Below are 14887 nucleotides of genomic sequence, written 5' to 3' on the forward strand. Positions count from 1 at the left end.
TCGCCCCAGCCTATCCAGTACCGGCCGCGGCCTTGACCGCGGCGCCCCAGGTCGCCGCGGATCTCCTCATATATTCGCCCGTCGTACCCTTACCGCCATGCGACAGCGTCCCCTCCCCGGTACCACCGGTTCCGTACGCCCGATGACCCTGCTGGGCGACCCGGTGCTGCACTCTCCCTGTGCCGAGGTCACCGACTTCGGGCCCGAACTCGACCGGCTCATCGAGGACATGTTCGCCACGATGTACGCCGCCCAGGGCGTCGGGCTGGCCGCGAACCAGATCGGGACGGGGCTGCGGGTCTTCGTCTACGACTGCCCCGACGACGAGGACGTCCGCCATGTGGGACACGTCGTCAACCCCCGGCTGGTCGAGGCGGACGGCGACGAGTTCCGCGGCCCCGAGGGCTGCCTGTCGCTGCCCGGCCTGGAGGCCGGCACCGTCCGCTTCGACCGGGCGGTCGTCGAGGGGGTCACCTCCGACGGGGCCCCGGTGCGCGTGGAGGGGACCGGGTTCTTCGCCCGGTGCCTCCAGCACGAGTGCGACCACCTCGACGGCACGGTCTACGCGGACCGGGTGACCGGCCTGCGCGCCCGCCGGCTGCGCCGGGCCATCGCCAGGGCCCCGTGGGGCGGCGGCAAGGCCTGAACGGCGGCGCGGGTCAGAAGCCGGGGCCGTCCGCGCGGTTGCCGGCGGTGGCCAGGCGGCCCCAGAGCAGGTCGGTGAGGCCGGCCACCAGCGCGGCCCGCTCGCAGGGGCGTTCGCCGAGCCACCAGTCGCCGGCGGCGTGCATCATGCCGACGATGCCGTGGCCCCAGATCCGGGCGAGCTGTTCGCCGCCGGGGCCGAGGTCGACCCGTTCGCCGACCACCTCCGCCAGTTCCTCGCCGAGGCGGCGCAGCAGCGGGGCGGAGTGCAGGCCGACGTCGAAGCCGCGCTCGTTGCTGTGGGAGTCCTCGGCGGGGTGCATCAGGAACCGGTAGACCTGCGGACGGGCCTCGATGGCGGCGAGGTAGGTGTCCAGGGTGGACTCCACCCGCTTGCGGCGTTCGGCCGGGGCGTCGAGCGCGGCCCGCAGGGAGTCGAGCAGGGCGTCGGTGTGGCGTACGGCGAGTGCCTGGTAGAGGCCCGCCTTGTCGCCGAAGTGCCGGTAGAGGATCGGCTTGGTGATGCCGGCCTCGGCCGCGATGGCGTTCATCGAGGCCTTGGGGCCGTCCCTGAGCACGACGCGGTCCGCCGCTTCGAGCAGCTCGCGCCGGCGGCGTTCTCCCGCTCCCGGCTCGCCCGGCTGCTGACTGGTCTCCATGACGTGTTTCTCTCCCCGCCCTTGCGATGGTGCGTGACGCCCACGCAACGTAACACCCCGCGTACCCCCGTCACCGAATCGGCGGCGCTTGACAGTGCTTACCGGCCGGTAACAGACTGTGGCCACGATGAGGGTTACCGGCAGTAACGGTAACCGTGTGAGACAGCTGGAGGGGACATGGCGGAGTTCACCATGGAGCTCAACGAGGACCAGAGGCAGGTCCGGGACTGGATCCACGGCTTCGCCGCCGACGTGATCAGGCCCGCGGCCGCCGAATGGGACGAGCGCGAAGAGACTCCGTGGCCCGTCATCCAGGAGGCGGCCAAGGTCGGCATCTACTCGCTGGACTTCTACGCCCAGCAGTTCTTCGACCCGACCGGCCTCGGCATCCCCATGGCCATGGAGGAGCTGTTCTGGGGCGACGCCGGCATCGCCCTGTCCATCGTCGGAACCGGCCTCGCGGCCATCGGGGTCGTCGCCAACGGCACCGAGGAGCAGATCGGCACGTGGATCCCGCAGATGTACGGGACCCCAGACGACGTCAAGGTCGCCGCCTTCTGCTCCTCCGAGCCGGACGCCGGCTCCGACGTCGGAGCGATGCGCACCCGGGCCGTCTACGACCAGGCCAAGGACGAGTGGGTGCTGAACGGCACCAAGACCTGGGCCACCAACGGCGGCATCGCCAACGTCCACATCGTCGTCGCCGTGGTCGACCCCGAGCTCGGCACCAAGGGCCACGCCTCCTTCATCGTGCCGCCGAACACCCCCGGTCTGTCCCAGGGCCAGAAGTTCAAGAAGCACGGCATCCGCGCCTCGCACACCGCCGAGGTGGTCCTGGAGGACGTACGGATCCCCGGCTCCTGCCTGCTCGGCGGCAAGGAGAAGCTCGACGAGCGCCTCGCCCGGGCCCGCGAGCGGGCGGCGGCGGGCGGCGGGGAGAGGGTCAAGAACGCCGCGATGGCCACCTTCGAGGCCTCCCGGCCGGCCGTCGGCGCCATGGCCGTCGGCACGGCCCGTGCCGCGTACGAGGTCGCCCTCGACTACGCCAGGACCCGCACCCAGTTCGGCCGCCCGATCATCGACAACCAGGGCGTGGCCTTCCAGCTCGCGGACATGCGCACGCAGATCGACGCGGCCCGGCTGCTGGTGTGGCGGGCGTCCTGGATGGCGGTCGCCGGCAAGCCGTTCACCTCGGCCGAGGGTTCGATGTCGAAGCTCTTCGCGAGCGAGGTGGCGAAGAAGGTCACCGCCCAGGCGGTCCAGATCCTCGGCGGCAACGGCTTCACCCGGGAGTACCCGGTGGAGCGGATGCACCGGGACGCGGCCATCTACACGATCTTCGAGGGGACGAGCGAGATCCAGCGCCTGGTGATCGCCCGCACCCTGTCGGGCATGCCGATCCGCTAGCCGCGGCGGCCCCCCCGCCCCGCCCCGGGTCCTCCCGGGGCGGGGCGGCCCGCTTCAGCGCAGCGGGGTGAGGCAGTTCAGGGTCCAGCCGTCGCCGCCGTACTTCGGGTCGGAGAGGAAGTCCCCCGCGGCGCAGGCCGCGCCCGTGGTGAGCCGCTTGCTCACGCGGAACTGCGCCCGGGCCGACCCGCAGTCCGTGACCACCAGGTCCTGGTCCTTCCAGTCACCCGTGTTGCGCACGCACTGGCCGACCGCCAGCACCGGCGGGGCCTCCTCGCGGATCAGCAGGCCCACCACGACGAGCGCCGGGACGCCGACGGCGACCAGCAGGGCCGGTACGAGCAGGAGCAGCGCCGGCGGCCGCCGCCACAGGGGCTTCCCCGGGTCCAGCGGGGGCCGGAAGCCGCCCGCGGGCTCCGCGAGGCGCCGGAACGCCGCCCGGGGTCCGAGGTTGAGCAGCAGCGTGAACGGGGTGATGAACACCGACAGCGGCCCCCACCAGCCCTGCCAGAGGGTGTCCGAGGACATCCGGCGGTAGGTGGCCGTACCGCAGTCGCGGCAGAACGGCCCGGGCAGGCTGAGGAACCGCATCACCACGAGCAGGCCCTGGTGGCCGCGCACGGTGGCGGGGGCGGCGGGCCGGCACCCGCACACCCGGCAGCCGTCCCCGGCCCCCTGCGGCGGCACGGCGTACGCCGGCTGCGGGGCGGAGGGACCCGGCTGCGCGGGATACGCCGACGCGGGGGCGTACGGGCCCGGCGGCGGGGGGTGCGAACCCGGTTGCGCGGCGTACGGGCCGGGCGGTGCGGCGTACGGGCCCGGCTGAGGGACCTGCTGCGGGGGGTACGGGCCGTACGGGCCGGCGCCGTACCCGGGCGGGGGTGTGGCCAAGGAACCCTCCCGGGGGTGCGTGATGATCACGGCACCCTAGCCCGGCCGGTCAGGGCCGCAGCAGCCGGTCCAGGGCCCGGGCGAAGACGCGGTGGCCCGCGCGGGCCACCAGGGGGTCCAGGGCGCGGGGGAGGGGGCGCAGGCGCACGTCCTCGCGCCAGTGGACCTCCGTGCCCCCGCCGGAGGCCGGGCGGAGCTCGATCTCGGCCCAGCCCGTCACCGCCCTGCCGCGCTTCTCCAGCCGGACCAGTCGCGGGGGCTCCCAGACGACGACCTCCATGGTGTCGTCGAACGTGACGCTTCCCACTCCCGTGCGCGCGGTGAAGCGCGTTCCGGCGCGCGTCGGCGGCTCCGTCTCGATGGTCGTCCGGGTCAGCGGCACCTGTTCGCCGTGGCGTTCCCAGTCCGTGAGCCGCCTCCACACCTCGGCCGGCGGGAGGGGCGTGCGGCGAATGATCCGGATGTCTGGCATGAGCGCATGGTAAGCGGGCATACACACCCTGAACTGGACGTCGAATATGGCTTCCGCCGGAGGGTGGCGATCGGTAATACTCACCGCCACCGTGGATCGTGGGTTCGACCGGGTGACCACCGGCCCTCCCGCCCCACACTGCGAGGAGGTGCGCCATGTGCTCCCACCAGCCCCCCTGCCCGCCCGCCGACAGTCCCGACCACGAGGCCGCGCGCGTCGTGGCCTCCCACCCCGAACAGGGCTGGAGCCTGCTCTGCAACGGGGTGGTCATCTTCGACGACACCGGCGAACTGCTCCCCGAAGGCCGGACGGTGGAACCCCGTCGCCCGGCGTTGGTCTGAGCGAGGAGGCAGCATGCGTCAGCAGCTGATCCGCAAGCCCGTCCCCAAGCCCGCCCCCCGAGACCTGGACCTGCGCACACCGTCGGGCAGACCCCTCCCGTACTGACGGGAGCCCGGGCATTACGCCGCCCACCGGCCGGACCCTGGGCCGTGTCTAGCCGGTGGGCGCCGCCGCACCACCCCGGAACGCGGTCTCGTACGCCGCGTCGCCGATCGCCGCCCTGGCCTGCCGCTCGCCCTGGTCCCGCAGGGCCGTCAGCGAGGGCGAGCCCATCTGCGGCCTGCCCACCGTGCGCCACCAGGCGTGCCCGGTGCCGAGCAGGCGCGCCGCCAGCTCCCCGTCGCCGAGGCCGGCCACCGCCGCCGCCAGCACGTCCAGGCCCAGCGCGATGCCGAAGCGGTCGCCCAGCAGCCGTTTCCCGGACAGCATGGCCCGTACGTGCCGCGCGGCCTCGCCGTACTCGCCGAGCCCCAGCGCCGCGACGGCCAGCACGTAGTCCGCGTACGCCCGCAGCCAGCGCTCGCCCAGGTCCGCGCACGCCTCGCGCAGCCCGTGCGCCTCCTCGGCGGCCTCCTCGTAGCGCCCGAGGTCGCACAGGGCGTACGCCGTCACCAGCCGGCACAGCAGCCGCCCCGGCCCGTCGGCCCGCCCCTCGTGCGCCGCCCGCGCCCGGGGCCCCGCCAGCGCGAGCGCCCCCACCGGGTCGCCCGGCATCAGGATCGACACGGCCCGCAGGTAGGCGGCGCGCAGCCGCCGTTCCGGGTCGGCGAGCAGGGCCGCCGCCCGGACGCACTCGGCGCCCATCGCCCGGGCCCCGTCCATGTCGCCCTGGAGCAGCATCGTCAGCCCGAGCGCCCACTGCGCCTGGACCCGGGCGGCCCCGGGTTCGGGCGCTCCGCGCAGGGCCCGCTCCAGGAAGCCCCGGCCCTCGTGGACGTGCCCGCACGAGAACCAGAAGAACCACAGGGCCCCGGCCATCTCCAGGGCCGCCGCGGGATCCGTGCCGAGCAGGTGCTCCAGGGCGGTGCGCAGCTGCGCGTGCTCGGCGCTCGTCCTGCGGTACCAGTCCAGCTGGCCGGGCCCCAGCCAGCCCCGGTCGGCGGCCCCGCAGAGCGCCGCGTACCAGTGGGCGTGCCGGTCCGCGACGGCCCGCACCTCGTCCAGCTCCGCGAGCCAGTCGTGGCCGAACTCCCGGATGGTGTCGAGCATCCGGTAGCGGGAGCCGGCCCCGCGTTCCCGGGACCGGCGTACGACGGACTTGGCGACCAGCCCCTCCAGTACCCGTTCCACCCGCGCGGCCGGCAGCGGCCCGCCGGCGCACACGGCGCGGGCGGCGGCGACGTCGAAGTCCCCGCTGAACACGGAGAGGCGGGCCCACAGCAGCCGTTCCACCGGCTCGCACAGCTCGTGGCTCCAGCCGATCGCGGTCCGCATGGTCTGGTGCCGGGCCGGGAGCGCGGCGCGGGTCCCGGACAGCACCTCGAAGCGCGTCCCGAGGCGCTGCGCCATCTGCTCCAGGCTCCACAGCCGCATCCGGGCCCCGGCCAGTTCCAGGGCGAGCGGGATGCCGTCCAGCCGCCGGCACAGTTCGGCGGCGGTGCCGGACCGGGCGGGGTCGGCGAAGACAGCGGAGGCGGTGGGGCTGGCGGCGAGGGCGCTCGCCCGGAAGAGGGCGAGGGCCTCGCTGTCGGGCCCCTCGCAGGGCAGCGGCCGGACTTCGAGCACCGTCTCGCCGGGGGAGTCGAGCCGTTCGCGGGAGGTGGCCAGGACCGTCAGTCCGGGTGCGGACTGCAGCAGTTCGCCCGCGAGGTGGCGGACCTCGGAGACCATGTGCTCGCAGGTGTCGAGGACGAGCAGCAGGGCCTTGTCGGCCATCCACGCGCACAGTTCCTCGTCGAGGGGGTGCACGGAGTGGTCGGCGAGGCCGATGGCGTGCGCGACGGTCGTGGTGAGCAGCGCGGGGTCGCGCAGCGGCGAGAGTTCCACCCACCAGATCCCGTCGGGCCAGGCGCGGCCGGGGCCCGGGCCGCCGGGCCGGGGGGACCGGCTGCGGCGGGTGGCGGCGCGCAGGGCGAGCCGGGACTTGCCGACGCCGCCGACCCCGGTCAGGGTGACCAGTCTTCGTTCGCCCAACAGGCGTTCGAGGGTGTCCAGTTCGTCCTCGCGGCCGATGAACCCGGCCGTTTCGGGGGGCAGGTTGCCCGGCAGGTGTCGCTGGGGGGTGGCCGGGTCCGGTGCGGGGTCGCCGCACGTGGAGTCTGCCTGATTGTGGTTGACCGAGTACTCACCGAACACGGATGTATTGTGCGCGATCTTCTTTCGCGGGGTCTGCCGTTCGGGACGGATGGGCTCCGCGGCCGGCCCGGCCGCGGTCAGCCGGCCAGCAGGATCCGCCGTTCCTCGGAGAAGGCGCCCCAGTTGCTGTCGGGCAGCCGGGCGCGCAGTTTCACGGTCCAGACCGTCCCGGCCGGCTCGGTCGTGGTGAGCCGGTAGGCGGCCCGGCCCTGCGGCACGGCCCCGGCGCCGAACTGGATGACCGTGACGGGCCGGTCGTTGACGTAGAGCTGGTACTCGCTCGTGGTGCGGCCGGTGCCGGGGGCGGTCCAGGTCAGCTCCACCGCGCCGGGGGACGCGGCGGCGGTGAAGGAGCCGGGGGCCGTGTCCGGGGCCCGAGCGGGGTCGGCGGGGGTGGTCACCGCCACGGGCGGGCCGTCCGGGGAGGAGTTGTCGGAGCCGTCGCGGGCGCGGACGGTGAACACGTAGGCGGTGCCCGGCTGCAGCCCGGTGACGGTGGTGGAGCCGGCCGTGCCGGGGGCGGTGTGGACGCGGACGCCGGCCTGGTAGACGTCGTACGCGGTCACGCCGGTGTCGTCGGTCGCCGCGCCCCAGCTCAGCCGGGCCTCGTGGGGTCCCTCGGCGCGGCCGTCCGCGGTGGGCGGGGCGGTGGGGGCCTGGTGGTCCTCCGCCTTGGCGGCCGGGGTGGTCGCCCCGGCGGGGGCGCTGAACGGGGAGCGGTTCCCGGCGGCGTCCTTGGCGCGGACGGTGAAGGTGTACGCGGTCCCCGGGGCGAGGTCGGTGATGTCGGTCATGGTCTTGTCGGCGGGGACCTCCCGGACCAACCGGCCTCCCTGGAACACCTGGTAGCCGCTGACCCCGTCGGTGGCGGCGGGTGCCCGCCACATCACGTGGACCGAAGTGGCGCTGCCCGCCTGCGCGGTGAGCCCGGTGGGGGCCGGCGGGGGCCGGGTGTCGCCGTCCGCGCCGCACGCGGCCAGGGCGGCGGCCAGGCAGAGGGCGAGCGCCGCCGCCCCGGCGCGGCGCGGGGAGGTGGTGCCGCGCACGGGATGCCCCTTCCGGCATGGGTCCGTTATTGGTCTAGGCATATATGGCACGGCGGGGCCGGACCCACAAGACCCCGGGACCGCCGGGCGCGGCCGGGGGTGGCGGTCTGTGCGGGTTCGTCTTCATCTGCTCTTGTCTGGCATTATTGCGATCTCTTTGCAATAACGGATGATTTTGAACAGGGATGTGCACAGCATGACGGCCCGGACAGTACGGGGAGCGGCCGGCGCGACGCTCGCCACCGCGCTCATCACGGGCCTGGCGGCCTGCTCGAACCCCTCGGGGGCCGCCTCGACGGCGGACGCCGCGGTGGTCGGCATCGCGACCGAGCCGGAGAGCCTCAGCCCCCTGCTCGGCTACGGCAAGGACGGCAACTCCAAGATCTTCGACGGGCTGCTCACCCACGACGCGGACATGAAGCTCAAGCCCGCGCTCGCCGAGGCCCTGCCCGAGGTCTCCGCGGACGGCCGCACGTACACGTACAGGCTGCGCCGGGGTGTGAAGTTCAGCGACGGGGAGCCCTTCACCGCCAAGGACGTCGAGTTCACCTACCGGACCATCCTCGACCCGAAGACCAACAACGCCTCCAGGACCGAACTGGACGCCGTCGAGAGCGTCACGGCCCAGGGCGCCGACAAGGTGGTCTTCACCCTCAAGTACCCCTACGCCCCGTTCGCCGAGCGGACCGTACTGCCCATCGCCCCCGAGCACGTCGCGGGCCGCCAGGACGTCAACAGCGGCGAGTTCACCACCAAGCCCGTCGGTACCGGACCGTACCTGCTGACCGGCTGGTCCAAGGGCGAGAAGATCAGCTTCCGGGCCAACCCCCACTACTGGGGCGGCGAACCCGCCGTGAAGAAGTTCACCATGGCCGTCGTCAAGGACGACGACGTCCGCGCGACCCGGCTGCGCGCCGGGGAACTGGACGCCGCCATCCTGCCCCCGAACCTCGCCCGGGGCTTCGCGCAGGACAAGGCGCGCAAGACGTACGCCGCCAAGACCTTCGACTACCGCAACGTGACCCTGCCGACGCACCACCCCGTCACCGGCGACGTGGCCGTGCGCCGGGCCCTGGACATCGCCGTCGACCGGCAGGCCATGGTCGACAAGCTCCTCGACGACGCGGGCAAGGCCGCCTACGGGCCGGTGCCCACCGACAGCCGCTGGTTCACCCCCGGCACGGAGCGCCCGTACGACCTCGAACGGGCCGGGCAGATCCTCGACGAGGCCGGCTGGAAGACCGCGGACGACGGCATCCGCGCCAAGGACGGGGTCCGCGCGTCCTTCCCCCTCTGGTACACCTCCGGTGACAAGATCCGCCAGGACCACGCGCTGGCCTTCGCCTCCGACGCGAAGAAGGCCGGCATCGAGGTGAAGACCGAGGCCGGGACCTGGGAGGTCATCGAGCCCCGGATGAAGACCGACGCCGTCCTCGCCGGCGGCGGCTCCCCGGCCGACCCCGACTTCGACCAGTACCAGCTGCTGACCTCCTCCCTGGCGGGCGACGGCTTCAACAACATGGCCCAGTACGCCAACCCGGCCGTCGACCGGGCCGTCGCCGACGGCCGCACCAGCGGCGACCCCGCCGCCCGCAAGGCCGCCTACGACACCGTGCAGCGCGAACTCGTCCAGAACCCGGGCTACGTGTTCCTCACCCACATCGACCACCTCTACGTGGTGAACGACAAGTGGGAGGGCCCCTCCACCCAGGTCGAGCCGCACGACCACGGCCTCGGCTCCGGCCCCTGGTGGAACGTCGAGAGCTGGAAGCCGAAGCGGAAGTGACGTTTCGCCAACGCCTGGGGCGAGGCCGTCCGGGCAGCCGGCCCGGCCAGGCGCCCTGGGGGCCGATGGCGCGGATGGCGGGACGGCGGACCCTGTCCGCCGTCCCCGTCCTCCTCGCCGTCACCTTCGGGGTCTTCGCCGTCGCCGCGCTGTCCCCCTTCGACCCCGTCAAGGCCTACGCCGGCACCGCCGGACTCACCGCCTCCCAGGCCCAACTCGACCAGCTGCGCGCCAACCTGGGCGCGGACCGGCCCTTCCCCGCCCGGTGGTGGGACTGGCTCGCCTCCGCCCTCACCGGCGACCTCGGCGACTCCGCCGTGATGCGCCAGCCCGTCGCCGACGTCATCGCCGAACGCCTGGGGTGGTCCGCGCTCCTGGCCGGATCCGCCTTCGCCGTGGCCGTCCTGCTGGGCACGCTGCTCGGGGTGCTCGCCGCCCGCCGCCAGGGCGGAGCCCTGGACCGGGCCGCGTCCGGGCTCGCCTACACCCTGGAGGCGGCCCCCGCCTTCTGGCTCGGGCTGCTCGCCGTCTGGTTCTTCTCGGTACGGCTCGGCCTGCTCCCCTCGGGCGGGCTCACCGACGCCGCCGACGACACCGTCACCCTCTCCGGGGCCGCCACCCACCTCGTCCTGCCCGCACTGGTCCTCGGCGTCTCCCAGCTGCCCTGGTTCTTCCTCTACGTACGCCAGGGCGTGGCCGACGCCCTCGCCGAGGACCCCGTACGCGGCGCCCGCGCGCGGGGCCTGTCCGAGCGGCGGGTCCTGCTGGGCCACGGGCTGCGCTCCGGCATGCTGCCCGTGCTCACCCTCATCGGCTCCCGCGTCCCCGAGCTGATCACCGGCGCCCTGCTGGTCGAGACCGTCTTCAGCTGGCCCGGCATCGCCGCCGCCACCGTCACCGCCGCCACCTCCGTGGACTTCCCGCTGCTGGCCGCGCTCACCGTCCTGGCCACCGCCGCCGTACTCGTCGGCAACCTGCTGTCCGACCTGCTGTACGGGCTGGCCGACCCGAGGGTGGGCTTCGATGGCTGACACCGCCTGGCGCTGGCACGGCCCGGACCGCCGCTCCACCCGCGCCCTGCGCGTGCGCACCGCGGCCGCCGTCACCGTCCTCCTCGTCCTCGCCGTCCTGCTGGTGCCCCCGCTGGTCCCGTTCGACCCGCAGGCCGTGGACCTCCCAGCGAAGCTGCTGCCGCCCTCCTGGCGGCACCCCTTCGGCACCGACGACCTCGGCCGCGACCTGCTGCTGCGCTGCGTCCACGGACTGCGCGTCTCCCTGCTGGTCGGCCTGGTCGCCGCGCTCGTCGCCACCGTCCTCGGCACCGCCGTCGGCGCGGCCGCCGGAGCCCTGGGCGGCCGCACCGACCGGCTCCTGATGCGGGCCGTCGACGCCCTCTCCGCCATCCCGCACCTGCTGCTCGGGATCTTCGTCGTGGCCCTGTTCCGGCCGGGCGTCTGGCCCGTGGTGGTGTCGGTCGCGCTCACGCACTGGCTCTCCACCGCCCGCATCGTGCGCGCCGAGGTGCTCTCGCTGCGCGGCCGCCCCTACGTGGACGCGGCCGTCTCCGGCGGCGCCTCCCGGTGGCGGGTCACCGTCCGCCACCTGGTCCCCGGAGTGCTGCCGCAGGCCGGACTGGCCGCGGTGCTGATGATCCCGCACGCCATGTGGCACGAGTCCGCCCTCTCCTTCCTCGGCCTCGGCCTGCCCGCCCACCAGGCCAGCCTCGGCACCCTCGTCCAGGCAGGCCGCGGCTCTCTGCTCGCCGGCGACTGGTGGCCCACCCTCTTCCCCGGCCTGCTGCTCATCGTCCCCACCCTGGCCATCGCCGGCCTCGCGGGCGCCTGGCGCGACCGCCTGAGCCCCCGCCGCCGCTCGGAGCTGACCCTGTGACCCCGCACCCCACCCCCTCGTCCCTGCCGGGAGGCGAGACCCCGCCCCGGACCGCGCCCGGATCGGCATCCGGCACCGCGCCCGGGTCCGGGTCCGCCGGGACGGCGGGGCGCCCCGGCCCCCTGAACGCCGGTGGTGACGTCCTCCAGGTGGCAGGGCTCTCCGTCCGCTTCCGGATGGGCGGCGGACGCCACGTCGAAGCCGTCTCCGACGCCACGTTCCGCCTCGGCCCCGGCGAATGCCTCGCCCTCGTCGGCGAGAGCGGCTGCGGCAAGTCCGTCCTCGCCTCCGCCCTGCTGGGCCTGCTCCCCGGCAACGCCGAGACCGCCGGATCGGCCCGCCTCGGCGACGGCCTCGACCTGCTCGCCGCCGACGAGAAGACCCTCGCCCGCACCGTCCGCGGCCGCCGCGTCGCCCTGGTCCCGCAGAGCCCCGCCGCCCACCTCACCCCCGTCCGCACCGTCCGCTCCCACCTGGAGGAGACCGTCCGGGAACTCACCGCCGCCGACGACCCGGGCGGGGCCGCCGAAGCCGCGGCCGCCCGCGCCGCCTTCCCCGAGAGCCACCTCGACCACCACCCCCACCAGCTCTCCGGCGGCCTCGCCCAGCGCGCCGCCACCGCCCTCGCACTCATCGGGGACGCACCCCTGCTCCTCGCCGACGAGCCCACCACCGGCCTCGACCGGGACCTCGTGGAACGCACCGTCGACGAACTGCGCGCCCACACCCGCCACGCCGGCCGCGCCCTGCTGATGATCACCCACGACCTGGCGGCCGCCCAGCGCGTCGCCGACACCGTCGCCGTCATGTACGCGGGCCGGATCGTGGAACTCGCCCCCGCCGACACCTTCTTCGCCGAGCCCGGCCCCCGCCACCCCTACGCCCGGGGCCTGCTCGACGCCCTGCCCGAGCGGGCCTTCACCCCGGTCCCCGGCACCCCGCCCGAACTGGGCGACCTGCCGCCCGGCTGCGCCTTCGCCGCCCGCTGTGCCCTGGCCGACGCCACCTGCCGGACCACCCGGCCCCCGCTCACCGAAGGGGTGGCCTGCCACCGTGCTTGAGCTCAAGGGCATCACCGCCGGCTACGACCGCCGGGGCCCCGTCGTGCGTGACGCGCACCTCGCGCTGCACCCCGGCGAGGCCCTCGGGCTGCTCGGGCCCAGCGGCTGCGGCAAGTCCACCCTGGCCCGGGTCGCCGCCCTGCTGCACCGGCCCGACCGGGGGACCGTGGTCTTCGACGGCCGCACCGTGACCGGCTTCCGGTACCGGGCCCCGCGCTCCCTGCGCACCGCAGTCGGCGTCGTCTTCCAGCAGCCCCGCCTCTCCGCCGACCCCCGCCTCAGCCTGTACGACCTCGTCGCGGAACCGCTCCGCGCCACGGGTCGGCGTGCGGAGGCCGAAGCGGCCGTCGCCGAACTGGCCGACCGGGTCGGCCTGGGCGCCGGCCTCCTCGCCCGGCGCCCCCACCAGGTCAGCGACGGCCAGCTCCAGCGCGCCTGTCTGGCCCGGGCGCTGGTGCTGCGGCCGCGCTGGCTGGTCTGCGACGAGATGACCGCGATGCTCGACGCCTCCACCACCGCCGCTCTGGTCGGGGTGGTCGAGGAGTACCGGGAGGAGACCGGGGCCGGCCTGCTGGCCGTCGGACACGATCCGGTACTGCTCGGCCGCTGGTGCGACCGCACGGCGCACTGGAGCGACGTCGCGGACGGCTGATCGACTGTTGCGCGTGCGTGAATCATCCGGCTCGTCCATGGACTCCTCGGGCAGTGCGATCTAGCGTCTGGCGGCGGCGCGACGTCAGACGCAACGTCAACAAGACCCAGGAGCAAGGAGGATGACCGGATGTTCCGAAGAGCGCTGAACTGCGCCGCGGTCCCAGCCGTCGCCGCCCTGACGGTGATCGGCGGGCTCGCCCCCGCCGCCCGGGCCGACGAGATCCCCAAGGCCCCCGGCCACCGCCTGGTCAGCCAGTACGAGGGCGGACCCGCGACCCCCGCCCCGCTGCCCGGCGAGGCTCCGCCGCAGCACCCCTTCCTCGCGCCCAACGGCCGCAGCGGCATGCACTCCGACGCCGCGGGCAGCGCCACCTCGCCGTGGTCCGGCCCCCTGGGGAAGAACCCCCGGGTCACCAGCGAGAAGGTCGCCGCCCTCGGCGGCGAGTGCGCCACCGCCACCTTCGACGCCGGAGGCCGCCTCGTCACCGTCTGCGGCACCTTCTCCGGCTTCAAGGTCAAGCTCCTGGAGCCCCGTACGCTCGCCACGCTCGCCGAACACCAGCTCCCGCAGCGCTCCTCCACGGTCGAGGCGATCACCTCGCTCGACTTCGCGAAGATCTTCAAGGACACCTCGGGCGGTGCCTACTTCTACCTGGACGACCAGGACCGCGCCGTGCTCGCCGACTCCCGCCAGCACGTCCTGCGCCTGGCCCACTCCCAGAACCCCGACGGGAGCTGGAAGTTCACCGTCGAGAACGACTGGGACCTCACCGGCCAGGTCCCGCACGACTGCGTCAGCTGGACCAACCTGTGGCCCAGCGGCACCTGCGACCCCGTCACCTCGGTCATGCCCGACTGGAACGGCCGCATCTGGTGGGTCACCCGCCAGGGCCGCGTCGGCACCGTGGACCCGGCGAACGGGCAGATCCGGTCGGTCCGGCTGGCGGGCGAGGAAATCCAGAACTCCTTCTCCGTCGCCGAGGACGGGGTCTCCATCGTCACCGACCACGCCCTCTACGGCTTCCGCACCCGCGCCGACGGCACCCCCGAGGCCCAGTGGCGCCAGACGTACGACCGCGGGACCGGGACCAAGCCCGGCTCCGTGAACCAGGGTTCGGGCACCACCCCCGACCTCTTCGGCGACGGCTACGTCGCCATCACCGACAACGCCGACGACCGGATGAACGTCCTGGTCTACCGGCGGGGCGCCGACGTCCCCGCCGACCGGCGGCTGGTGTGCAAGGTGCCCGTCTTCGGCTCCGGCGCCTCGACCACCGACAACTCCCTGATCACCTGGGGCAACAGCATCGTCGTCGAGAACAACTACGGCTACGAGAACCCCACCTCGCTGCTCCTGGGCAAGTCGGTCGTCGGCGGCGTCAGCCGCATCGACGTCCGCGCCGACGGCAGCGGCTGCGACACGGTGTGGGAGAGCGCCATCCGCGCTCCCTCCGTGGTCCCCAAGCTCTCCACCGCGAACGGGCTGCTCTACTTCTACGAGAAGGAGCCCAACTTCTGGGGCATCGACTCCTGGTACCTCACCGCGGTCGACTTCCGCACCGGTGAGCGCCGCTGGCGGCAGCTGACCGGCACCGGGCCCCTGTACGACAACAACTGGGCGCCGATCACCCTCGGCCCCGACGGCACGGCGTACGTCGGCGTGTTCAACGGCATCGTCGCGGTCCGCGACGGCGACTGACCCCGCCGGTGTGTCCGAGCCCCCGCCCGCACCCCGGGCG

Annotated in this window: 14 protein-coding genes; 9 read left to right on the forward strand and 5 right to left on the reverse strand. The window is 74.3% G+C overall.

The annotated features are described in order from the left end of the window. Positions 1-97 precede the first annotated feature (97 nt). On the forward strand, positions 98-646 hold the full coding sequence (gene def / locus ABD973_RS27970) for a peptide deformylase (RefSeq protein WP_125820381.1): 549 nt from the start codon (positions 98-100) through the stop codon (positions 644-646). Between the two features lie 13 nt (positions 647-659). On the opposite strand, the gene ABD973_RS27975 is transcribed toward def, so the two are convergent. Beyond that, a complete protein-coding gene (locus ABD973_RS27975) occupies positions 660-1304 on the reverse strand; it encodes a TetR/AcrR family transcriptional regulator (protein ID WP_125602021.1) in 645 nt (214 codons plus the stop codon). Positions 1305-1481: 177 nt separating this feature from the next. Here ABD973_RS27975 and ABD973_RS27980 point away from each other — a divergent pair, with 177 nt between their 5' ends. Continuing rightward, positions 1482-2711 carry an acyl-CoA dehydrogenase family protein gene (locus tag ABD973_RS27980; RefSeq protein WP_125820380.1) on the forward strand — a complete coding sequence of 410 codons (1230 nt, stop codon included), beginning with the start codon at positions 1482-1484 and terminating at the stop codon, positions 2709-2711. 54 nt (positions 2712-2765) lie between these two features. Here the strand turns inward: ABD973_RS27980 and ABD973_RS27985 are convergent, their stop codons facing one another. Next, positions 2766-3602: an LppU/SCO3897 family protein gene (locus ABD973_RS27985; RefSeq protein ID WP_345502705.1), complete on the reverse strand. Its 837-nt coding sequence runs from the start codon at positions 3600-3602 to the stop codon at positions 2766-2768. 49 nt (positions 3603-3651) lie between these two features. Next, positions 3652-4074 (reverse strand): SRPBCC family protein, encoded by a 423-nt coding sequence (locus ABD973_RS27990; RefSeq protein ID WP_345502707.1) that lies wholly within the window; start codon positions 4072-4074, stop codon positions 3652-3654. A 155-nt stretch (positions 4075-4229) separates the two neighbouring features. Between ABD973_RS27990 and ABD973_RS27995 the strand changes: the two genes are divergently transcribed. Then, positions 4230-4415: a DUF5999 family protein gene (locus ABD973_RS27995; RefSeq protein ID WP_125820377.1), complete on the forward strand. Its 186-nt coding sequence runs from the start codon at positions 4230-4232 to the stop codon at positions 4413-4415. 154 nt (positions 4416-4569) lie between these two features. Here ABD973_RS27995 and ABD973_RS28000 read toward each other — a convergent pair whose 3' ends face one another. Both ABD973_RS28000 and ABD973_RS28005 read right to left on the reverse strand, forming a co-directional pair. Then, a complete protein-coding gene (locus ABD973_RS28000; RefSeq protein WP_345502710.1) occupies positions 4570-6711 on the reverse strand; it encodes an ATP-binding protein in 2142 nt (713 codons plus the stop codon). A gap of 77 nt (positions 6712-6788) precedes the next feature. Then, positions 6789-7757: a fibronectin type III domain-containing protein gene (locus ABD973_RS28005; RefSeq protein ID WP_345502712.1), complete on the reverse strand. Its 969-nt coding sequence runs from the start codon at positions 7755-7757 to the stop codon at positions 6789-6791. 196 nt (positions 7758-7953) lie between these two features. On the opposite strand from ABD973_RS28005, the gene ABD973_RS28010 reads away from it, so the two are divergent. From ABD973_RS28010 to ABD973_RS28035, 6 genes are all read left to right on the forward strand, one after another. Further along, on the forward strand, positions 7954-9543 hold the full coding sequence (locus tag ABD973_RS28010) for an ABC transporter substrate-binding protein (RefSeq protein ID WP_345502714.1): 1590 nt from the start codon (positions 7954-7956) through the stop codon (positions 9541-9543). A gap of 65 nt (positions 9544-9608) precedes the next feature. Further along, entirely contained in the window at positions 9609-10574 is a 966-nt protein-coding gene (locus ABD973_RS28015) for an ABC transporter permease (protein ID WP_125820374.1), read from the forward strand. Continuing rightward, complete coding sequence (locus tag ABD973_RS28020) at positions 10567-11433, forward strand: ABC transporter permease (protein WP_345502716.1); 867 nt, start codon at positions 10567-10569, stop codon at positions 11431-11433. The genes ABD973_RS28015 and ABD973_RS28020 overlap by 8 nt, the downstream gene beginning before the upstream one ends. Before the next feature lie 23 nt (positions 11434-11456). Further along, positions 11457-12494, forward strand: a complete 1038-nt coding sequence (locus ABD973_RS28025; protein ID WP_386382007.1) for an ABC transporter ATP-binding protein — start codon at positions 11457-11459, stop codon at positions 12492-12494. Then, the gene (locus tag ABD973_RS28030; protein ID WP_125820372.1) at positions 12487-13146 is read left to right on the forward strand and encodes an ABC transporter ATP-binding protein; all 660 of its coding nucleotides are present in this window, start codon (positions 12487-12489) and stop codon (positions 13144-13146) included. Before ABD973_RS28025 ends, ABD973_RS28030 begins: the two co-directional genes overlap by 8 nt. Positions 13147-13275: 129 nt before the next feature. Then, positions 13276-14847, forward strand: a complete 1572-nt coding sequence (locus ABD973_RS28035) for a hypothetical protein (protein WP_125820371.1) — start codon at positions 13276-13278, stop codon at positions 14845-14847. Positions 14848-14887: the final 40 nt, after the last annotated feature.

Origin of the sequence: Streptomyces racemochromogenes (assembly GCF_039535215.1) — a bacterium.
GTDB lineage: Bacteria > Actinomycetota > Actinomycetes > Streptomycetales > Streptomycetaceae > Streptomyces > Streptomyces racemochromogenes.